The organism is Dapis brunnea BLCC-M229 (genome assembly GCF_050015995.1).
Classification (GTDB): Bacteria; Cyanobacteriota; Cyanobacteriia; order Cyanobacteriales; family Microcoleaceae; genus Trichodesmium.
In genome coordinates this window covers 1-22,448 of sequence record NZ_JBNHEP010000170.1, presented here as the reverse complement: position 1 = coordinate 22,448, position 22,448 = coordinate 1, and the positions used below count along the sequence as shown (strand labels likewise).

Sequence of the window (22,448 nt, the reverse complement as noted above, 5' to 3'; positions counted from 1 at the left end):
CAGCTACAAATCAATAAATATTGCTCAGATTTATTACTACCTACTAGACTGTTTCATCTTAAATGTTGCAATAGGAAATTGGTCAAAGATTGGTTCACTATCGTTCACTGCAGACAATTATAATGAACTATTTTAGATAAAAAGGTCCACTACATAAGTTTTCAGGTCAATGAACCACATAAAAAAAATGATAACCCAGTAGGGACTTGTATGCAACGTCCCTACTTTGGTCTACCCACATGAAAACCGCTGTAAAGTAAAAGGAATTAACATTGATCCCCGTAGATGTTAAATTATTCTTAAGCTGAAATAAAAAGAGAAAAATACAGGAAAATTGCTATGACTGCAACAACACCAAAGCCAACAACAGTACCAGATTTTTGCGAAGGTATTCAATACTTTGGAGAAGCTTGGCCTGATTTTGAAACCCACGGCAAAACACCAGCAATAGCAGAAGGAAGTAAAGCGATCGCCTCACCAAGTGACCCTACTGGAGTATATCAAACCCTCCTCTACGCTGACGCCCTCCGTTATTTAATGTTACAAGTAACAGGTAGCAAAGCATCTGGACACCCAGGCGGTTTTGCCAGTCAAGCTGAAGCTTATGCAGCCCTAGTTATGTTAGGGTACAAAAATATTCTCACAGAAGTCGGACATCACGCTCCCGGATTTTATAGCGCCGTATTTCTTGATCGCTCCCTAGAAGATATGGAAATCTTCACAGTCCAACAAATGCGCGATCGCTTTCGGGAAATGCACGGCCTCCTCGGACACCTATCTGGCTGCATTCCAGGATTACTAAATCCCGCAGGTCCATTAGGTCAAGGGCAACATTTCGCTATGGCAGCAGCATTATTACATCGCGATACCCTATTTCCTTTCACTCTGGGAGATGGTGGAATGGGGGAACCCTATCCAGTCAGCAGTATGGCACACTTTAACACTGCCTATCCTGATGTCACCAACTTTTTACCAGTATTAGTGTGGAATGGTTATAGTCAAGAACACCACAGCATGGTCTCCACTAAAACCAATGAAGAAATGATTGCCTATTGGAAAGGCAACGGTTTTGCGGAAGTCATACTGGTAGATGCTAAAGACTTCGACGACCAAAACCAAGCAGGTGACTACATTGATAGTAGCGCCTTCTCCTTGGAAAAGCGTCTGGAATTTACCAAAGCAGTATTAGAAAATGTTGACAAAGCAGCAAAATCTGCTCTTGGTGGCAAACTGACGATTTTTATTATCAAACAACTTAAAGGTGCAGGAGTTCATGCTAGAGGTTCAAAATCTCACAACCTCTATCCTAAAGACACCCTCGATAGTCCCCAAATTATGAATGCACTCAAAGAACGCGCTCTACCAGTAGCAGGTTGGGAGTTAGTAAGGAAAAATTGCGAACGTGCTGGTGGAGGTCCAGCATCTAAGACTGTTATCACTGAATTTGAATACCCACTAGCAGAATTAGGTCAACTACCTTTAGAAGAATATGCTGTTGGTGGCGACCCCAAAGTTGCGACAACTGCAATGGGAGCATTAATAGCTCATGTCGGACAAAAAGATCCTCATTTCCTAATTACTAATGCCGACGGTAACGCTGCATCAGGTATTAATAATATTAACCAAGCATTGAAAATTATTCACCCCACCCCAGACGACATTTATTTCCAAGGTCCGAAAGGTCAGGTTTATGAACCTTTGAGCGAAGATGCTTGTGCTGGAATGGCGGCAGGTTTAGCATTGATGGGAGCGCGGACAGTTTGGTGTTCTTATGAATCTTTTGCTATTAACGGCGTACCTATTTGGCAGACTGTTACTCAAGCAATGGCAGAATTACGTCACCCTACTCCTTCAACTATTACATTATTTACCGCTGGAGCATTGGAACAGGGGCGCAACGGTTGGACTCACCAACGTCCAGAGATTGAAGCTTATTTTGCAGCGATGATGCGGAATGGGAATGTGTTTGCCCTATTCCCACCCGATGCTAATAGTATTCAAGTTTGTTATGATTGGGCGCTGACTACTAAAAATAAGGGTGTGACTATTACTGCTAGTAAGTCACCGTTACCTATTCGGACTACTTTTGAACAGACAAGACAAGGGTTGCAGGATGGTGCTATTCTTCTTGAAGAGGTTGCAGGGGATAAGACTATTGTTTTTGCAGTAGTGGGAGATATGCCATTAATTCCGGTATTTGAAGCTGCTGCTGCTTTGGAAGCTGAAGGTATTGGGGTGCGGATAGTTTCAGTAATTAACCCCCGACGTTTATACCGTCCCCAGGATACAGGTTGGGATACTTGTTCGGAAGCTGATGGCGGATTTTTGGATGATGCTGGTTTTGAGAAATTATTCGGGGGTGATGCTTTAATTGGTGTGACTGGTGGTGCGAGTTTAATGCTAGAACCAATTATGTTACGGAGTCAGGTTAAGCGAGATACGTTTGCTTGGCGACGAGGTGAGACTGCTTCTAGTGCTGCTCAGGTGATGAATTTTAATGGTATAACTGCTGAGACTTTGACGAAGCGAGCGATCGAATTGGTACATTAAGATGATGAGTTAATCTGAGTCTTAGTAGCGTGTCTAGATTAAAATTGTGGGTTAGGAGCTAGCAACCTAGAAGACCTCTCCCCCAACCCCTCTCCTGCAAGGAGAGGGCAGAGTTTCCCCCCTTCCCTCCTTCCCCCCTTTCAAAGCTATCCCTTATAAGGAACTCCTAAAATCCTTTTCTGATAGGGAGATTCGGAGATTCGGAGATTCGGAGATGGGAGGAGTTTAGCCTCTAATTACAGCACTTTTGAGCATGCTGAGGTACAGTCATAAGACTACTTTTATATTCCCAGTTAAGTGTTCCCAGTTAAGTGTTCCCTAGGACAATAAAACTTTGTACTTCACGCGCTTCCGAAACTTCTGTAAATACGTTTACTCTCCTATCATATTAATTGAATGGTAATAAACATAACCTTTTTCTAATGTCTAAGTTTTATGTTAAGAAAGATGTTTATAAAGCATAGCTTTCACTCGTGGGGTAAGGGGGGATAGTTGTGGGGTTGGGGGGTTAGGTTTTTTTGCCCACATTTTCAAGCTTGACGCGCCAATAGGTTGGGTTAAGCGGATTTCGTAACCCAACAACCTAATACCAATTTCAGAGAATTTGGTCTCATGTAGAATCTACTTGAATAGAAGTCAATTGCGAGCCAACTGATAACTGAAATGACCTTTCTCAAAATGTGCTTAATTCACAGCTTGTTGTTGAATGGGAATTTGTATTGTAAATTCTGTACCTGTCCCTACTGTTGAAGAACAAGTTAATTGACCACCATGTTTTTCTGTAATAATTTGGTAACTAATTGCCATTCCCATACCTGTTCCTTTACCCACAGGTTTTGTCGTAAAAAAGGGATTAAATATTTGGTTTTGAATTGAAGGTGGAATTCCACAACCATTATCTGCGATCGCAATTTTCACCCATTCTTCATCGACTCGTGATGTATGGATAGTGATTTGTCTGGGTTTATTTTCGCGACCGCTGGTTTCCAAGGCATCAATAGCATTAACTAAAATATTCATAAATACTTGATTTAGTTGTCCTGGATAACATTCTATGAGAGGTAAATCACTGTAATTTTTTATAACCTGAATAGCTAATTTTTGTTTGAGACGATTTTGTAAAATCAATAGGGTACTTTCAATTCCATCATGAAGTTCAACTTTTTTTAATTCTGCTTCATCTAAGCGAGAAAAGTTACGCAGGGAAAGAACAATATCACAAACTCGCTTTGTTCCTATTTTGATTGAATTGATCGTTTTGGGTAAATCTTCTTGTAAAAATTCAAGCTCAACTTCATCTGCCCAATCTTCGATTTCTGAGGTAAGATTAGGATAACATTGCTGCACTAATTCAACAAAATCCAGTAAAACTTGAGTGTATTCCTCTACATGAACAATATTACCATGAATAAAGTTGATGGGATTATTAATCTCATGGGCAACTCCTGCCACTAATTGTCCCAAGCTTGACATCTTCTCTTGCTGAACTAAATGCGCTTGAGTCTGTTGAAGTTTATAGAGGGTTTCCTCTAGCTGATTTTTTTGTTTTTTTTGTTCACTTAAAGCGATCGTCCGTTCTTTGACTTGTTCTTCTAGGGTTTCGTTTGCTTGTTGAAGAGCAATTTCACTAGCTTGTAATTTTTCAGTATTTGTTTGAATCCAATCTGCCATTTTATTAAATCCTGATGCAATTTGAGCTAACTCATCAGATCCTTGAATATGCACCCGTTGATTAAGTTCTCCTTGGGCAATTTTTTTGCTAACTACCACAATTTGCTCTGCTCGTTTGGTCAGAGTTTTTTCAAAGAAGAACCAGAGTAAAATACAAAATCCACCTAAGGTAATTTTAGAGGTTAGGGAGCGAAATAAAGCATCTCTAAATGCCCGTTGTTTCAGACGTGATATATCATAAGACAACCAAAGAATCCCCACTTCAGAGGGACGAAGTTCTCCAGCATCTATTTGTAGGGGAACTGGATAAATTGCCGAAATTTTTTGTTTGTCTTCTGATAAAATAATTTGTCCTGAGAGATTTTCTCGAACTTGTCTAAATGCGCTCTTATTCTTTGCTGCCGGGGTCTGTTTCAAGGATCGATTTCGCAATTCATACTGGGTTGCCAGAAGAACATGATTTTCTAGATCGAATAAAAGAGCTAAACTAAGATTGACATCAGTTTGCATCTTACTAATAGCAATTTCAGCTTGTTCTATGTTGCCTCGACGATATAGATATTCCAAGATTCCTGAAATTTGTTCCCCCGCAAATCTTGCATTCCCACTGACATCTTCCTCAACTCGTTGAAAAGAATATGACGTTTCTTGCTGAATATTTATTCCACCCAGTATTGTACCAGATATCAGTAGAATAGCTGGAATTGAAAACCGCAAAGAAAAGGGAAACTGTTTCATTTTACTTAAAAGTTTAGTGAGAAAATCATTAAAGTTCTGCTGCTTTGACAAAGCGATCGTCAAATAAAGTCATTGGATCGACAGATTTCGATAATAGTTTGTTGGCAAGCATCACATCAATTAATTGTTGAGTAGTTTTGAGTAATGCAGGATTCTCTCGATCTAAAAGTTGTTGATTTTCTTGTAAATTTGGCCTGCGTAATCCCTTCATTGATTCTAAAAATTCCTCTGGTGTCACCTGAGTTCTAGGAGCAACCCGACGGGCACTATCTTGGGGATTTTGTGCCAGATAATCAAGTGCTTTAAATTGTCCATTTATCAATGTCTGTACATCTTTGGATTGATTGGCGATCACCGTCTTCTGAACTATTAAAACATCAACAATTTCACCAGGAATTTGAGAACTATCAAATATTTGTTTCGCTCCGAATGCTAACAGTTTAGTACGAGCCGGACCGAAGGTAACAACTGCATCAATAATTCCATCTTTAAATGCTCGCTCGTGTTCTGAAAGTCCTAAAGAAACAACTTGAATATCTTCGATTTTCATTGCTGCTTTTTCTAAAGCACGGGTAATAATATATGCCCCTAAAGCATTAGCTTCTACACCTACTCGCTTACCTTTTAATGCTTGAAGATTGGGAATTTCTGGTTTTGCTAAAATTACATCTCCTCCTTCAGAAAAGTCTATCACTGTTACAACCCTTACATCTGGATTAGTAGTTGCTAATTCTAATGCCTGATCCAGTGAGATAGCAGCACTTTCCAGATTATTATTTCGATAAACTCTTACCTGTTGAGTACCAGAAGGAAAATCAAGAAGTTTGATTGAAGTATTATCATAATATCCTAAGCTTCTTGCGAGGTATAGAGTTTCGTACCCAGGCCACAAATTTACAGCAACTCGCAAAGGTAGTGGAGTAGTGTTACAACTTATAAGGATAGATACTCCAAACAAAATAACAATTAGCAGAAGAGGTCTTTTTTTTTAGTTTCCACAACCATTTTTGCCAAGGGTAAAGTTCTTGACGTAAATCGTTTTATAAGTGAAGATATGTAATGCTTCATGTTTATATTCATTGAGGTTCTCCTAATATTTTTGGTTATAAGTAGGGGAGCTTGCGCCAGCAAACACGGCCTAAATTTCTCCGCAACAGATTTTTCTGCTCTGGAGTTGGGTACAACCTAAATTGATATGTTTTCTCGACCATTTACTGCTTGCTGACTTGACGTTCACACTCTAACATATTCAGTGTAAAACCACAATATTGATTAGCATTCATCCCGACAGCGAGAGTGCGCTATGGTGCAGGTCTTCTGCCAAAATTAAGAGAAAAATCCCACTGCCTTCAAAATGACAAATGTGTTACCAGGATTTCAATTAATCTAGAAGCAATTTGGTAAATTAAATGATTAAAGTATTAAACAATAATTACTAAAAAATTATCATCACAACAACTCTAGCTACTCCTGATACTGCCTTAGCAACCGTTCAAGCTGCTTTATCTATTGACACATAACCTTATGTGATTGGCGATCGCTCTACTGGATTAGTTGTGGTAGATATACTTAATGGTTTTTACCGAAAAATTGGGTTTAAAGCCTCGCCGAGGCGCGGGCGACAGGGCAAACGCACACAAAACTTAACATAAGCAGGACTTACGGATATAAACTAAATATAGTGGTTAAACTTCAAATTATTACCTATTTATACGCTATATATAGCAGTATGTCCTTAGTCCCGATCCGAAAAATTCAACAGGAATGCTCATCTGCTTGTTTTGATTGACGATGGGGGAAAATAGTCAGTGTAATGATTGCGACTTACATTTATGACTAACTCACCAATAGCATAATAGCGAAAAACATTTTCATTTTTTAACAGATCCTCGTGTAGAACATAGTATTAATCATCTTCTGATTGATATGGTAATCATTACTATTTGTGCTGTGATTTGTGGTGCCAATAATTGGGTGGAAATTGAAAATTATGGTCACGCTAAAAAAGAATGGTTAGAAACACTTTTAGAGTTACCTCATGGCATTCCTTCACATGATACCTTAATGAGACTATTTGCTCGCTTAAACCCAAAAGAATTACAAAAATGTTTTTTGTCTTGGATAGAAGCCGTAACTGAGATTACGGAAGGACAAGTGATTGCTATTGACGGCAAAAGCCTACATAGGGCTTTAGAAAAAGGAGAAAGTCGAGGAGCAATACATATGGTGAGTGCATGGGCTACAAAAAATCGCTTGGTCTTAGGACAAAGGAAAGTTAGTGCTAAATCTAACGAAATCACTGCCATTCCTGAACTCCTGAAAATACTCACCATTGAAGGAAGCATAGTTAGTATTGATGCGATGGGATGTCTGCATGAGATTGCACAAACTATTATTGAGCAAAAAGGAGATTATGTTTTAGCACTAAAAAGAAATCATCCCAATCTTTACCAAGATGTGGTGCAGTTATTTGAATTTGCTCGTCAACAAGATTGGAAAGGAATTGAACATCAATTTCATCAAACAATCAATCAGGATCATGGTCGCCTTGAGATTCGCAGATACTGGAGTATAGGTCATACTGAATATTTGTATGGGGCAAAGCAATGGAATGGGTTACAAAGTATTGGTATGGTAGAATCAGAACGTCGAGTCAAGGATAAAATTACGGTAGAGCAGCGATACTATTTAATGAGTATAGAAAGTGATGCCCAGCGCTTTGCTGAATCTGTTCGCAGCCATTGGGGGATTGAAAATCAGCTTCATTGGGTTCTCGACGTTAGCTTCCAAGAAGATAATTTATCTGGATGTCTTGGTTATAGTGCAGAAAATTTAGCCGTGGTTCGTCACCTAGCTTTAAATCTTCTTACCCATGAGTCAACTGCAAAAGGGGGGATTCATGCAAAACGTCTCAAAGCTGGATGGAACAATAATTATCTGAGTCTTGTTCTGAATTCTCTCTCCCCTTGAATCAGGCAATGGTAGTTGAATACTTTACTGTGCAGTCGTCTTGACTTAGTAACGATCGCTTTGACTTAGTAACGATCGCTTTGACTTAGTAACGATCGCTTTGATTTAGTAACGATCACTTTGATTTAGTAACGATTGCTTTGATTTAGTAACGATTGCTTTTTTGCTCAATTGTTAAGTTTTGTGTGCGTTTGCCCTGCCCCTAGTGGTCTGTCAAGATTGATTTGAGGGATAAGCTATTAGATTTTCTGTGTTGTCTACTTTCCTTCCTTGTCTTATCTCAACCCATCATTTCAAAATTGACAGACCACTAGAGACCTCAAATATTATTCAACTACCTCATTAACAGGGAAACGATCGATCAACTGCATAGCCCGATAAGCATTCCGTTGCAAAGTATCAGATAAATGAGGCACATGAGGAATCTGAGACAAAAAATCCAAAGTCCGACGTAAAATTCGGACAACATCCCCCTCATCCAAACTTGTATTCTCCACCAACTCCTGCCATTCCACTCCCAAAGCCCACTGTTCGACCAAACCAATCAAATCTCGTTCCAACCAAACAGGCAAAGCTACCCGATATCGACGCTGCACCTGAAATAACTGATGCCGTAAACTGCGCAAACTAGCCAAAGCCTCCTCTACTTCAACAGACAACTCATAACGAGTCCAACTATCAGGTCTAGTAATCTCCGTCACTAGACCAGCACAAGCAGCAGCTAAATGATGAGGGTCAAGTGCCTCAAAAGCTCCAGACATAAGCACTAAACCAAGCCACAATTCATTATCACCCCGAATTGCTGCACAAGCTTGACCAATCTCCGTAGGCTCGACTCCATGTAGACAGCCAAAATATTGCAAAATTTCAATCAGATTCAGAAACTCTTGCCAGTGACGTGCCAACTTATCCTCCAACTCAGTTTGGCGATCCTCTATTTCCGCCCTCAACATTCCTATCCGTCGCCAACCCTTCAGTATAGTACGAGGGTTCCCCCATTCCTTCACAGGATGTTCCTCGGCTTGTGCTTCGACTATTGCCACCTTATGCATTTGTGCCAAAACCTCTGGAGCATCGACTGGCACTGGTACTACTGGAATTTGTTGAGCTAAAGCCAGAGAAGTTTCATCTCCTTTGCGACATTGCCCTAAGCGAGATTCCATCTCTCCAGGCAATTCCATGTAGTCCACAGCAACCAACCGAGGCAAATCTGCCTGTAAAGCCACCACATCCATTGCTGCTACTACATACCACCGATTATCTCTGCCCAAACACAAGGAATAAGGAGACTGACCAGAGCCAGGAACTTTTGCTACTAATACTGCCGGAATAGGTTCCGAAGTAGATTTCTTAGCAGTAGGAACGTGCTTTCCTTTCAAACTAACCACAGTTCCCAATACTGCAAAAGACAAAGATAAAGACATTTCTCTAATCCGAGTTTCCTCTGCCTGCTTTTGCAAAATCTTCAGCAGTCGCTTCTCCTCTTTTGCTTTTTCCCTTAACTTTTCATAACTTGTCAGTAGTTGTTCGAGATTAACCCAATCATTCTCTTCATAAATTCCCAGTTTATTTTCTACAGACGTCAATTCCTCTAACTTTTGTTCAATCTCTTTTCGCTCTGGCAGCAGAGATAGGGTAGACAAATACTGACCAAAACTACGTTCTACTAACTCTTTTGCTTCCTCCAATGTATGAGTTTGTAGTAAATTGAGCACCATACCATAGCTAGGAGTAAACTGGCTCACTAAGGGGTCTGCTCCAGAAGTTGCTAAATAAGCTGCCTCTTTAGCACCCTCAAACCTAGTTTGTACAGTTAAAACATAACCTTGAAAATCCATCCCTCGTCGTCCTGCCCTACCTGCCATTTGCAGAAATTCTGATGGTCTAAGGAGTCGGTGTCCATCATCTGTACGTTTCGAGAGACTGGAGATAACCGTTGTCCGGGCTGGCATATTAATTCCTGCCGCTAAGGTTTCTGTGGCAAATACTACTTTGATTAAACCTTGCTGAAATAATTCTTCGACTAATCCTTTCCAGACGGGTAACATTCCGGCATGGTGAGCTGCTATTCCTCTGGTAAGAGGTTCTAACTGTTGAGAGCCAGCTAGATCTGGGTTGCGCTTGAGAAATTCTCGAATTAGGGTTTGTAGTTTGGTTGCTTCTGCTTCGTTAATCAAGGTAAGATTGCTGACTTGTGCTACTTCTGTTACTGCACGAGCACATCCCCTACGGCTGAATATGAAGTAGATGGCTGGTAACATATCTCGCTCTTTGAGCTGAGACAAGACTGTTGATAAGGTTGGTTCTTGTTGTCTGTCTCTTCTGTCTCTATTTGCTTGTCTACTTTTAGGCTTGAGTTGGGGATTGATTCTTTTTTGATTATTATGAAGTAGGGGAAATAGACCTTTATTGTTGGAAAAATTAAATTGCAGAGGGACTGGTCGGAAATCAGAGTAGATTAGTTCGGTAGGTCCATGTACTCTAGTAATCCAATCTGTGAGTTGGTCGCTATTGGCTACTGTGGCGGAAAGGGCTAATAGTTGGATTTCTGGCGGGCAGTAAATTATTGATTCTTCCCAGACTGTGCCTCGTTGGCGATCGTTCATGTAGTGGCATTCGTCTAGAACTACTGCTTCTACCTTTTCTAGGGATGTGCCTATTTCTCCAATGGGGGTGCCGTACAGCATATTGCGGAAGATTTCTGTCGTCATTACTAGGATTGGTGCTTCCCGGTTAACAGATGTATCTCCTGTGACTAGCCCTACCATTTCTGGTCCAAATTGGTTGCGGAAGTCCCGTAATTTCTGGTTGGATAGGGCTTTTAGAGGTGTAGTGTAGAATACTCGTCGCCCACGACTTAAGGCCCGGTAGATGGCATATTCTCCGATTAAGGTTTTGCCTGAGCCTGTAGGGGCACAAACAACTACTGATTTTCCAGCGTTCAGGGCGACGATCGCTGTTTGTTGGAAGTTGTCTAGTTCAAATGGAAATAAGGTCTTCAGATCCAGCTCTGGGCTGTTCTGGGTTGAGTATGACACTAAGATTTATTTTCTTGACTTTACAGAGGTTATATGATATTATCTAAATCCTGCTTTTCAAAGTGGATATAGACTTTATATTTTTATTTTAACTATATCTTTCAAAGGTTTGAGGTTTGAGGCCAATAGGTGATAAGTTTTGCTATGGAAAAGTTGTGCAGATGTGAAGTTCTCTCCGGTTAAATCGGAGATTATAACGGGAGCTTCTCAAACAAAGAAGTTTCTTGTTTTACAGGCCGATTAATCTCATAGCCTCCACAAGCAGACAAGATGATACCCACCTCGTTTAATGCTTTATTTAATATGTTAATTGCAGCATTCTCATCTCTATCTAAAATTATTTTACATTTAGGACAATAGTGAGTTCTAACTGACAAAGTTTTAGGTATTTTTTGACCACAATTACTGCAATGCATATGACGTATTGTGAGGATTAACTTTAATTACATGAACACCGCGTTTTTTTTGGTTATAGTTGCAGTTTTGATAACAAGCCGATCTGGCATAGATCTATGAACTACCACTCGAATAGCACCAAACCTTGTAGTAATTATTTGTTTTCCATCAAATTTAATTACTGCTTTGGGATGATTAACTCTACTAAAACACAATGACCTTAACTTCCCGGATTTTTTAAATCTTGGTCGTCCTCTACGTTTATCAGTTTGAGCGGGTATTAGCCTTTCATGTCGGCTATTAGCCGAAACGTTTCCAAGCTTTATCTAGTCTTTGTAAGTTAATTTGTTGAACTTCCGAATATATTTCTTTGTAGTCAGGAAATAACTTTTTTGTCTGTTTAAGTCCTGATTGCTGAAAACAATAATCTGGTCTACTGGAAATCTCGCCAATAGAGCATGAAATTAATGAACAACTGTCAACTTGACATCTAGTTCTATAAATTACTTCCTCTTAATACAGGTGTTTTATTGAATACTAATTTAAAAATTTATGCTATTTAAATCATTTTTTCTCTTAAATCCTGACTCCTCCACAATACTATAACTAATTACCTAGATTCTATATTAAAGATATTTACATATTTACAAAAAAAGATGTAAAACCCATTTTATTGTCTAAATAGCTGAATTTGCTTGATATTGATAATTTCGATATATTTGTATTTTTAAAGTTTCAAGTAGTGAATATTACTAATTTTTCATAAAAAATACTAATGTTTTTGTAAAAAAGATTAGACAATATACTTAGCAATAAGATAGACTTGATTAGTGTTTTCTAAAATGACAATTCATCCCACAGCCAAATTAATTTAGACATAGTTTTCTTGATGAAATTACGATAAAATTAACCAACTTTGGAAAAACTCCAAAAAGTAGTTGTGGAAAATCCACGAAAATTCAATATTTTTTTACTTTTGATTCTAAAATAGTATGTCTACAGAAACTCAAACTCCAAAGATAGTAGTAGTAGGTGCTGGCTGGGCTGGTTTAGGAGCCACTCACCACCTAGCCAAACATGGCTATGATGTTACACTTCTAGAAGCTAGCCCTTATCCTGGTGGTTTAGTGGCTGGCTGGAAAACTCCCGGTGGTCGTTCGGTAGAAGTCGGGATACATGGTTTTTGGTATCCATACCATAACATATTTTCTATTGTCAAGGAGTTAAACCTTTATCCTTTCACCTCTTGGACTCGCTCGGCTCAATATTCTCCTGCTGGATTAGAAGTAGAATCACCAATTTTTCAAGATTTACCATCTCTACCAACGCCTCTTGGTACTTTTATTTATACTCAATTTCAACGGCTACCTTGGAGCGATCGCCTTTCTGCTCTGCCACTGCTTTATTCTCTTATAGATTTTGATAATTCGGATGAAGCTTGGCGAAGATATGATTCAGTAACGGCGAGAGAATTATTTAAACAATATGGCGTGAGTAAAAGATTATATAATGATGCTTTTAACGCTATGTTATTAGTTGGTTTATTTGCTCCGGGAGAACAATGTTCGGCTGCTGCTGCATTGGGAATGTTATATTATTTTATTCTGGCTCATCAAGCTAATTTTGATGTGGTTTGGTGTCGAGGTACTGTTGGAGAAATGATATTTAAACCTTGGGTAGAAAGTATCGAAAATTTAGGTGGAAAAGTTCTGACAAAACAGCGAGTTATTGAGTTAATTGTTGATGATAATGGCAAAGCCAAAGGAGTTGTTTGTGAAGACCAAATATTTGAGGCGGATGCTGTAATTTTTTCAGTTGGTATTAGTGGAATGAAAAAGATTCTGGCAGGAAGCGAGGCTTTACAAAGCCGTCAAGAATTTAGGAACGTTAATAATCTAGGTGGAGTTGATGTATTAGGAGTTAGATTATGGTTTGATAGAAAAATTCTGATTCCTCGTGCTTCTAATGCTTGTTTTGGATTTGATGCAACTACTGGTTGGACGTTTTTTGATTTGAATGCTTTACATGATGAATTTCGAGATGAACCAGGAACGGTTTTAGAAGTAGATTTTTATCATGCTAATCAATTTTTACCTTTGAGTGATGGGGAAATAATAAAAATTGTGCAGGGATATTTAGCAACTTGTATTCCTGAATTTAGAGAAGCAGAAATTATTGACCAAAGTGTTGTAAGAGTGAGGGAAGGGGTGACTCATTTTTTCCCTGGTAGCTATCAATATTTACTCCCGGCAAAGACAAGTTTTGAGAATGTATTTATGAGTGGTGATTGGATTGCTAATCGTCATGGTTCGTGGTCTCAAGAAAAAGCTTATGTGACTGGTTTAGAAGCTGCAAATTTAGTACTGGATAAGTTTGAATTAGGGGAGAAAGCTAATATTATTCCAGTAGAAGAAGATGAGGAACATATTCAATTTTTCAGGACGATTAATAAGTCTTTGCGAGAAGTAGGGACGTCGATATTTCCTAATATTTGGTTGCCTTGATTCAGTCATCAGTATGTAAGCATTCAGCTATCAGCTTGATTACCTTTAAAGGAGGAAAAAGCAATTGAGAGATTTCCAAGAATTAGTTAAAAAATATTAGGCTTAAGGAAAGCATTCAGCCGTTAACTATTACCATATGAGTTATTAACTAATTATTACAGGAAGGAGAAATTTGTCTGCTGACGACTCATTTCTTGAATAACACGAAGAGATGCTGTTTTAATAAAAGCTTCCAGTATTTCTATTTTTGCTTTTTTGGTTTGAATCTATTTATTCTCTCCTGTCAAAAGGATATTTTAAATTGTTGAATCAAAAGATTTTGTATAGATTTTAGTAATTAGTCAATTAAAAATAAGAAATTTCTTCTTTCTGGCCTCTTCCTTCTGGATTTGTAAAGAATTATTGCTAAGTCTCACGGGAAGAAAAAAAAGAACAATTTTCTGATATAAAGATGCCACTGAGGTTTTCAATGTACATATATATAGGACAAGAAAAAATGCTTGACTCAACCTTATTAACACTTGGCCCCAATACTTTTGACTGGAGTCCTAAAATAGCCCTAATAATGATTATCTGCAATATCGTAGCGATCGCCTTTGCCAAGTTAACAGTTAAATATCCTAGTGTCGGCCCAGCGATGCCTGGTTCCAACTTTTTTGGTGGTTTTGGAGTAGCTGGTGTTCTGGCAACTACAAGCTTCGGTCACATTTTAGGTGCAGGTGTGATTCTTGGTTTAGCAAATATAGGTAGCCTGTAAATAATTTTAGGTCAACAAAATCAATAATTTCATTTACATTTATTTTGAGGTAACTTTTAGAAAGTTACCTTAAATTTACTAGAATTAACTATTGTCCAACAGTTGAGAAAAAAATCATGGGTACTAGAGAAGCATCTTTTCTATTAGGGATATCTCGTCAACGTTTATTAGTTTTATTAGCTCAAGGAAGAGTCAAAGGAGCTGACAAAAAAGGTAGATTCTGGGAAATACCAGTATCTTCGAGTGGAATGCCTGTAATAATTCCGGCTCGGCGCGGTCCGAAAGGTATTTGGCACAAGCAAGAACCTACCAAACCTAAAATGATTCATGTTAATCAAAGCAAAATAAAAGGCAATATCGGTAAACCTCCAGAACAACTAGAACCAGTTCTTTCTGTTAAGGATGGCAAGCGCAACGATTATGGTTATGACTTATATATTCCAGGTCCTTGCCAAATTGTTTATCGACCTTACCAACCAGCAAAATGTGGCGCTCACTTGTGGATTAATACTTATGAGCCAGTGCAATTCATAGATACTCAATCCAATCCAGCTACTGCAAGGCAACCTAGCAAACAAATTTACATATAGTCTAGTTCCATAGGCACTACATCATCACAAAAGAATATTTATTCGCTGACAAAGCTTAACTGACAATAACTTCAGCTAGTTTCTGCTATTTTGTTGCTGGAAAGATACCTTGATTAATTGAAATCTCATTAGGAGTTGATTCAACCACTAAGTTATACAGTAACTGTATAACATCGTAAAATTACTTCCTCAACTTAGAGATGTTCTATTGAATACGAATTTAAAAATTCATGCTATTCAAATCCTTTCTTTCTCCTAACTCTTGACTCCTGAATGCTGATTCCTGACTCCTAAGTAGGACGATAATTCATTACCCGGATTCTATATAAAATATTTACCACCAACTCCTGAACTAAAACCCAATATCATCCAAAGCCACTTGAGCCGCTTCAAACAATTCATTATCAGAAACATACCGCCAATCCATATCTCCAATTTCCTGATAAAAAGTTTTGTCATAAGCACGAGTTTGAATTACTACAGGCATCGGTACGGCATGACCTAATACTAAAGCTTGTTGTTTAGAATCCAACTTTGCCAAAACAGACCGCAAACTATGACCGCCAGAAACTCCCGTAAAAATAGAATCAATATCCTTATCATCATTCAATAAAGCCGTAATTCTCGTACCAATTTGAGACATAACTTCCGCATCTATTCCCGAAGGTCGCTGGTCTACCACCAATAAAGTCACAAAATATTTCCGCATCTCCCTAGCAATAGTACCAAAAATAGTCGAACGTACTATGGCAGGGTCGAGAAAACGGTGAGCTTCCTCGATAGTTATGACTAATTGTTGAGGGCGGTCATTAGGATTTTTAGAACTTAAAAATTTATCTGCTTTACGCACATAACTATTATGAATTCTGCGAGTAATCATATTAGCTGCCAACATATAAGAAAGCATATTTGACTGGGAACCAAATTCAATAATAACGTGCTTTCCTGCATCTAAAGATTCTAAAATTTCTTCTATATAATTGTTGGTATTTTTTGTCTGCATATATTTCAGATTATCCAGTCGTAACAATTTCCTTTGCAATGACATAATCGAACCTTTATGACCTCTCTTCTCATCACAAAATATTTGGATATCTTCATTAGTCATTGCTAATAATTGAGTAATCCAAGACTTGCCAAATTCACTGCGGAGAATATTTGCACTATCAATACTTGCCTCAGACAAATTTAACTCCCGCTGCACCAACCCAATATCCTCAACCTCAATTTGGTTGTAGCTAAGATACAATTCTCGTGCATCTCGTACCCCTCTACGTCTAGTAGATTCTGGGTCAAGCGTCCAAAGTTCGACTCGATCGGGAAATAATTGTCGTAAACCTTTAACAGTATTAACTTGTTTTCCTTCAGCCATAGCTTCCCAACCATATTCAGAGTGCATATCAAAAATTAAATTTACTGCAGCACCCTTCCGAATAATGCCAGATAAAAGTAGACGAGTCAGAAAAGATTTACCAGTTCCCGACTTACCAAAAATGCCATTACTCCGTTCTACAAATCTATCTAAATCTAAACAAACAGATACATCCATATCAATAGGTTTACCCACAGCAAAATTGCGGCGACTGGGGTCGTCTTCCCTACCAAAAACTAGACTAAAATCTCTGACACTTGCTTCATAAACTTGGGAAAAATGACTAGGAATAGTTTTGACTGGCATTAATTTAATTTCGGCACTGGTTTGAGCTTCAAAGGATGCTAAATTTTCTATGGATTGGGATTTTTTTTGATTGTCATTTTTTTCGTTCGATTTGAAAGAAACTGGTGATGTTTCTGGAGCAATAACTAACATTAACATTGGGGCGAGTTCGATAGTTCCGTAGGTACTACCTCCAGCTAAAACAGATTGTAAAAAATCATCTGTGGGTAGGGGCGGGTTAATCATTATTCGTTCGCTGGATGTTCCTAATAAAACATCGGTTAGCATACAGAAAAAGTGGGCGCGTACTCCTTGTACGACTAAAAATTTACCAACTCGCATATCTTCTACCAATACGTCTGGGTGGAGTCGTACTTCTAATCCTTGACTGAGGGAACCTTGAATTACTGAGCCTAATGGTCGTTCAAAATCCATGTAAATTTCTTGATTATTTTGGGATGATATATTAAGTTATATCATTTTTATTCAAGAAGGAAGAAGGAAGGAAAATTGGTATGATTGGATAATAAATGATGAGTATATTTGGTCTAATAATATAGAAAATTGGATAAATATTTAAACATGACAGAGTTACTTCGGCGTGCAATTTCCCAAATTGAGAAATTGCCAGAAGCAGAACAAGATGCGATCGCCTCTCGTCTTTTAGCTGAATTAGAATATGAAAGATTGTGGCAAGATAAATTCGGAGCTACTAAGGATGAACAGTGGGATATTTTGGCTGAAATGGTGCGTCAAGAAATAGTAGTGGGTGAAACTAAAGCTCTGGAAGATTTTTTTTGTTTTAAGTTATTAAGCCAAGTGTTACGAATATTTTTAGTTAGTTAATAGGTTTGTTGAATCAGTTTATCAATTTCCCTTAAACCATTTATTTTTTCTTTTTATTTTTTCTTTGATTTGCACAAAATTGACACGCTTCTAACCCATTTTTTCTAAAGATATTTGACTGACTACGATTGATAATTTCTCTATTGATCATTTCTCGCGAACCATCAATATCCAAAACATACTCTGCCACAAGCATCTTCCAATCTGGACATTTTTCACTAAAGTGATACTTACTAGATTTATTACTAATATTTCCGATATATTTACCTTCTAAAGGTCTGATGGCAGAATACTTATCTATAAGTGAAGATATTTCACTTTGTTTTTGATTAATATCTTCTATAAGTTGATTGTTTCTGTTTAATATAGATTTTCGTTCGGTTTGTACTGCTTTCAATTTCTGATTTGCTACATTTAATTGATGTTGCAAATTATCAACTAGAGAATTTTGGGATTTACATTGTTCTCTATAATGTTTAACCTCTTCACTAATTTTTGCTATTTCAATATTACCTTCAGCTATTACTTTATTTAGTCTCTGTAATTCTTGTTCGTGAACATACTTTTCTTGAAGTAATTTTTTTAATTCTGTAGAAAAAACTTTTATTTGAGATTTTAATTCCTTAATTGTACTCTCATAATAATTATCTAATTCTTGTCTGTCAAGCCTGGAAATCTCTTTTTTAGATATGAGATTAAGTAACTCGCCAACTTTATACAATAATCCTATTTTTTTAGGGTGAATATTCTCAGCATTTTGAGATATAGCTAAGTATAAATCATTGAGTAAATCCTGAATAATATCTGGTGAAGGAGAACTTTTTTTAGCAGCACAGACTAAGTCATTTAAAATTTTATCTATTCGGTTGAGTTCTTTTTCTGTTCTAGTTAAGTTCCCATCTTGAAAAAAATTGTGTATTCTTTTAAATAAACGGTAATTTTTTGGTCTTCTCGGCTCCAGTTCTTCTAAAATTTCTGCTTTTTTTTGCTTTAAAATTTCTATGGTCTTGGTGATTTTCTTATGACATTCTGCTTCATTTTTACCTAATTTATCTAAGACTTCTATGTATAACCATGCTTGAAAATCAAGATTGTTTAATTTTTTTATTTGCTCTTTGTTGTTTATCTGAGAGATAAATTCTGTATCCTGTAACTGTTTTTGTAATTTGTTTACCTTATTTGAAACAGTTCCATGAAAGCAGGATAAAAGTAACTGAATTGATTCACCAAACGGAAAAGAGTATTCAGCTAGCCACCCAAATAATGCCCAGAAAATTAATGCTGAACACAAAAAACAAAATACTTTGAAATATGTTAATAATTTTCCTCCTAGAGTTAGAGGAACTAAGTCTTTATCAAGAAGGTCTGGATAACTATTATTCGTTACGAAAGTAGTTGTTTTGTTGACTTATGTTTGTATCAGCAGCTATGTTCGTATTAGTTTCAGCAGTTAGATTGTTAAAGTTAAAGGAACGATCTTGTGCATTCTGACTAACATTAATAGTATTATTTTCCTCTTTCTAAAATCTTAATACTAGCTGCTCTAAATTATTACGGAAACTTTTATCTTCTGTAATTGAATTCAAAATTGCAGCTTTCAGTAGTTCTTGATTTTCTCTAGCTCTGTCTAGATTAAAAATTCCCTGCAAATTGCTTTTTAAAGACTTAATAACTTCTCCGGCAATTGCCTCTAGAGCTCCTCCAGTAACTTTATCAAGTCCATAAATTACAATCTCAGAAGCTTTGCTAGCTAGTAAAGTGTCAAGCATAGATAAATAAATGGTATGAAACTATATTTTTTTACTATAACTTATGTTAAAAACAATATCAATAGTAGGACAAATATCAATAGTAGGACAACAAAAAACTATAACTTCCCGGTTTTGCAAATTAATAACCCTATATTCTCATTATCGGATTATCAGATTTTTACCACAACATAAATCTTGTTCTTTAGTTCTAAATTTTTATTCCAACAAAGGTATAATGTATACAAAAAATGATTTTATAAAGCTTGAATATTTAATTATCTAAGGTTTATATTAACTATTAACTTAAGAGCTGAAACCTACAACCTAAAATCTTCTTCAATCTATGGCATCAACATCCTTTTCATCTGCTTAACAGACTGATAAATTTCTGGTAAGCGTTTATAAATAGCAGAAGCTTTCAAATAAATCTTATTAGGAACTGCTGGACTACTAGAAACAATTTCTCCCGCAGCAACATCATTATGAACACCCGCTTGAGCAGTAGCGATCGCTCCATTTCCTATTTTTGCCTGGTTAGCAACACCTACCTGACCTGCTAAAATCACATTATCCCCAAGCTTCACTCCACCAGCTAAACCAACCTGAGATGCCAAAGCACAATTTTTACCAATTTGACAACCATGACCTATTTGGACCAAATTATCTAACTTTGTATTCTCACCAATTCTAGTTTCACCCACCGCCGGGCGATCGATAGTAGTATTACCTCCAACTTCCACACCATCCTCCAAAACAACCTTGCCAGACTGTTCCATCTTAAACCAACCATCGGGAGTCGGCACAAAACCAAAACCCTCTCCTCCAATAACTGCTCCACTATGAATTACACAACCCTTGCCTATCTGACTCCTCTCGTGAATTGAACAGTTAGCGTGTAAAATAGTATTCTCTCCAATTTCCACATTTGGATAAATTACCACATTCGGATAAATACAAACATTATCACCAATTTTTACATCCTCCTCAACCACAACATGAGCGCCAAGATAAACATTCTTACCTACTTTTGCCGTCCGGTGAACTACAGAAGTAGGATGAATTTCAGCAGTAGGTTCAAAAGGTCGATAAAAAAGAGCGATCGCCTTAGCAAATAATAATCTTGGTTCCTTACCAGATAACCACCCAATACCACGCTCACCTGCCAAATTTTGTAGAGTTTCATCCATCGGCAAAATTAAAGCACTAGCATTTGTCGTTTCTAAATAACTGGCAAATTTTGCTCCTTCAATATAACTAAGAGTACCTGCTATTGCCTCATCTATTGCAGCTATACCTTGAATATCTGGATCGAGATGATTTATTTTTTCCAGACTACAAGCGAGCATCTCAGAACCAAGTTTACTTGCAATTTCGCTAAATTTCACAATTAGAACCCCCACTCCTCACAAATACTCTTGGATTTCTACCATTTTCCCCAAAAAAAATCAACCCAAGTCTATAGAAACTATTTTAGGAGATATTTAGGGTTTGCTGAAAAAGTCTTTTTAAGGAGTAGGGGAGTAGGGGAGTAATTTTTTGCCCTTGTCTATCCAAAATGCTAACTTTTTGAGAGTTTTAAACTGAAACAGGCACACTTTTTTCGACCAGAAAAAGCCTCAAACCTTTATATGTCAATTCTTTAATATTTGGTCGGTAAGCCCTATTTAAAAATAAAAGCTCAAACCTTTATATGTCAATCCTTTAATATTTGATCGGTAAACCCTATTTAATAAAGAGAGGAAGAAGATAGGAATATGGGGGATAGAGAGTATTTTTAAATCTTTAAATTCGCTCTTTTTAAAAAATAGTATTTCCTGGTCTACTTGATTGTTTAAGACGTTGCAGAATCTAGATATGAATTATAAATATTCACTATCTACACTACTTTTTTCAATTGCTATTAGATATCTCCAATAATAAAAAATAAAATCAATTATTCCAGAGAATTTATCAATTATTTCATTATTAATTAATAATGAAATAATTCTGGTTTAAAGCCTCTCATGAGCAAGGAGAAAAAAAGAAATAATATTTCCTTAGATTCAATTCCGTAACGGTTTTAACCAGAGGTAATTATCCATTATCCATTATCCATTATCCATTATCCATTATCCATTAATGAACCCTACTCCCTATCCCCTAACTTGATATATTTACAGTTTTTCTTCTTTCTGTATTTCTGGAACAGAAACTACATTTACATCAACTGTACTATCGGTAGTAGTTGAGTCTTGATTATTCACATTAGATACAACTGGTGTATCTTGACCCCGACGTAATTTAATAAAATCAACTACCATCTGAGAAACTTCTGCTACTAAGAGAGTTACAATAGCAACATCATCAATTTGTCCGACAATTGGGATAAAATCTGGAGAAATATCAAAAGGACTCAATACATAAGCTAATGTTCCAGCAATAATCCACCAACGATATTTAGGATTACGGATAGTATTACGATACCAAGTATATAGAGATTGAATCGAAAAGCTCATTTAATTATCCTCAAACTTAAAAGTTACTTACACCTTTAATAATGCCAGAATTTAAAGCACTATGTCAGTGCTAATATTAAGCATCTATTTTTCTAGAAAGTTCTACAGTCATAATTCAGGAATTTACTTATGGGAACTTGTCGTTAATCTATCGAAAAAAATGCTTGAGACGAAATAATTATTTTGATTGTCACACATCTTATGATACTTTTCACTTTCGCCCTTGAAATGAAAGTGATAATCTCCTAACTTATAATTTTGAAAGTCAATCTTATGCAGGTTTGATAAATATTTGCTAGAAATAGGGGATATTGATTATATAGCTATTCCCATAGTGGTGAGGTACAAAATTCTAGGTCTTAGGGAACAGGGAACAGAGCACAGAAAAGAAAAATATAGTAGAAAAATTTCACTATTCATCTCCCATAACCAGGTGCTTCAGAAAATGAATTAACTATTGCTTTATACGCAATAGAAGAGAAATT

At 37.1% G+C, this 22,448-nt stretch carries 15 protein-coding genes and 1 pseudogene; 6 read left to right on the top strand and 10 right to left on the bottom strand.

What is annotated here, in order from left to right; genetic code table 11:
* Positions 1-339: 339 nt before the first annotated feature.
* Positions 340-2,550, top strand: coding sequence for a phosphoketolase family protein (locus ACP6PM_RS19360; RefSeq protein ID WP_426587475.1), 2,211 nt, complete (start codon positions 340-342; stop codon positions 2,548-2,550).
* Positions 2,551-3,234: 684 nt separating this feature from the next.
* Here ACP6PM_RS19360 and ACP6PM_RS19355 read toward each other — a convergent pair.
* The 3 genes from ACP6PM_RS19355 to ACP6PM_RS19345 all read right to left on the bottom strand — a co-directional run bounded on the left by ACP6PM_RS19355 (position 3,235) and on the right by ACP6PM_RS19345 (position 6,170).
* The gene (locus ACP6PM_RS19355; protein ID WP_426587473.1) at positions 3,235-4,959 is read right to left on the bottom strand and encodes a sensor histidine kinase; all 1,725 of its coding nucleotides are present in this window, start codon (positions 4,957-4,959) and stop codon (positions 3,235-3,237) included.
* 28 nt (positions 4,960-4,987) lie between these two features.
* The gene (locus ACP6PM_RS19350; protein WP_426587471.1) at positions 4,988-5,917 is read right to left on the bottom strand and encodes an ABC transporter substrate-binding protein; all 930 of its coding nucleotides are present in this window, start codon (positions 5,915-5,917) and stop codon (positions 4,988-4,990) included.
* Between the two features lie 145 nt (positions 5,918-6,062).
* The gene (locus ACP6PM_RS19345) at positions 6,063-6,170 is read right to left on the bottom strand and encodes a helix-turn-helix domain-containing protein (RefSeq protein WP_426587469.1); all 108 of its coding nucleotides are present in this window, start codon (positions 6,168-6,170) and stop codon (positions 6,063-6,065) included.
* 621 nt (positions 6,171-6,791) lie between these two features.
* Here ACP6PM_RS19345 and ACP6PM_RS19340 point away from each other — a divergent pair.
* Positions 6,792-7,929 (top strand): annotated as a pseudogene (locus tag ACP6PM_RS19340) (ISAs1 family transposase).
* A 326-nt stretch (positions 7,930-8,255) separates the two neighbouring features.
* On the opposite strand, the gene ACP6PM_RS19335 reads toward ACP6PM_RS19340, so the two are convergent.
* Both ACP6PM_RS19335 and ACP6PM_RS19330 read right to left on the bottom strand, forming a co-directional pair.
* On the bottom strand, positions 8,256-10,967 hold the full coding sequence (locus ACP6PM_RS19335; RefSeq protein ID WP_426587467.1) for a DEAD/DEAH box helicase: 2,712 nt from the start codon (positions 10,965-10,967) through the stop codon (positions 8,256-8,258).
* 191 nt (positions 10,968-11,158) lie between these two features.
* The gene (locus tag ACP6PM_RS19330; protein ID WP_426587465.1) at positions 11,159-11,344 is read right to left on the bottom strand and encodes a zinc ribbon domain-containing protein; all 186 of its coding nucleotides are present in this window, start codon (positions 11,342-11,344) and stop codon (positions 11,159-11,161) included.
* Between the two features lie 1,011 nt (positions 11,345-12,355).
* Between ACP6PM_RS19330 and ACP6PM_RS19325 the strand changes: the two genes are divergently transcribed.
* From ACP6PM_RS19325 to ACP6PM_RS19315, 3 genes are all read left to right on the top strand, one after another.
* Positions 12,356-13,867, top strand: a complete 1,512-nt coding sequence (locus ACP6PM_RS19325; RefSeq protein WP_426587463.1) for a hydroxysqualene dehydroxylase — start codon at positions 12,356-12,358, stop codon at positions 13,865-13,867.
* A 496-nt stretch (positions 13,868-14,363) separates the two neighbouring features.
* Positions 14,364-14,624 (top strand): photosystem I reaction center subunit PsaK, encoded by a 261-nt coding sequence (gene psaK, locus ACP6PM_RS19320; RefSeq protein ID WP_426587461.1) that lies wholly within the window; start codon positions 14,364-14,366, stop codon positions 14,622-14,624.
* Positions 14,625-14,740: 116 nt separating this feature from the next.
* Positions 14,741-15,214: a hypothetical protein gene (locus tag ACP6PM_RS19315; protein WP_426587459.1), complete on the top strand. Its 474-nt coding sequence runs from the start codon at positions 14,741-14,743 to the stop codon at positions 15,212-15,214.
* A gap of 352 nt (positions 15,215-15,566) precedes the next feature.
* Here the strand turns inward: ACP6PM_RS19315 and ACP6PM_RS19310 are convergent, their stop codons facing one another.
* Positions 15,567-17,306, bottom strand: a complete 1,740-nt coding sequence (locus ACP6PM_RS19310) for a helicase HerA domain-containing protein (RefSeq protein ID WP_426587458.1) — start codon at positions 17,304-17,306, stop codon at positions 15,567-15,569.
* 147 nt (positions 17,307-17,453) lie between these two features.
* On the opposite strand from ACP6PM_RS19310, the gene ACP6PM_RS19305 reads away from it, so the two are divergent.
* The gene (locus tag ACP6PM_RS19305) at positions 17,454-17,717 is read left to right on the top strand and encodes a hypothetical protein (protein ID WP_426587456.1); all 264 of its coding nucleotides are present in this window, start codon (positions 17,454-17,456) and stop codon (positions 17,715-17,717) included.
* A gap of 40 nt (positions 17,718-17,757) precedes the next feature.
* Here the strand turns inward: ACP6PM_RS19305 and ACP6PM_RS19300 are convergent, their stop codons facing one another.
* The 4 genes from ACP6PM_RS19300 to ACP6PM_RS19285 all read right to left on the bottom strand — a co-directional run bounded on the left by ACP6PM_RS19300 (position 17,758) and on the right by ACP6PM_RS19285 (position 21,963).
* Complete coding sequence (locus ACP6PM_RS19300) at positions 17,758-19,008, bottom strand: hypothetical protein (RefSeq protein WP_426587454.1); 1,251 nt, start codon at positions 19,006-19,008, stop codon at positions 17,758-17,760.
* 229 nt (positions 19,009-19,237) lie between these two features.
* The gene (locus tag ACP6PM_RS19295; protein WP_426587452.1) at positions 19,238-19,486 is read right to left on the bottom strand and encodes a hypothetical protein; all 249 of its coding nucleotides are present in this window, start codon (positions 19,484-19,486) and stop codon (positions 19,238-19,240) included.
* Between the two features lie 323 nt (positions 19,487-19,809).
* Positions 19,810-20,853: a UDP-3-O-(3-hydroxymyristoyl)glucosamine N-acyltransferase gene (lpxD, locus tag ACP6PM_RS19290; RefSeq protein ID WP_426587450.1), complete on the bottom strand. Its 1,044-nt coding sequence runs from the start codon at positions 20,851-20,853 to the stop codon at positions 19,810-19,812.
* A 768-nt stretch (positions 20,854-21,621) separates the two neighbouring features.
* Positions 21,622-21,963 carry a YkvA family protein gene (locus ACP6PM_RS19285; RefSeq protein WP_293110197.1) on the bottom strand — a complete coding sequence of 114 codons (342 nt, stop codon included), beginning with the start codon at positions 21,961-21,963 and terminating at the stop codon, positions 21,622-21,624.
* Positions 21,964-22,448 lie beyond the last annotated feature (485 nt).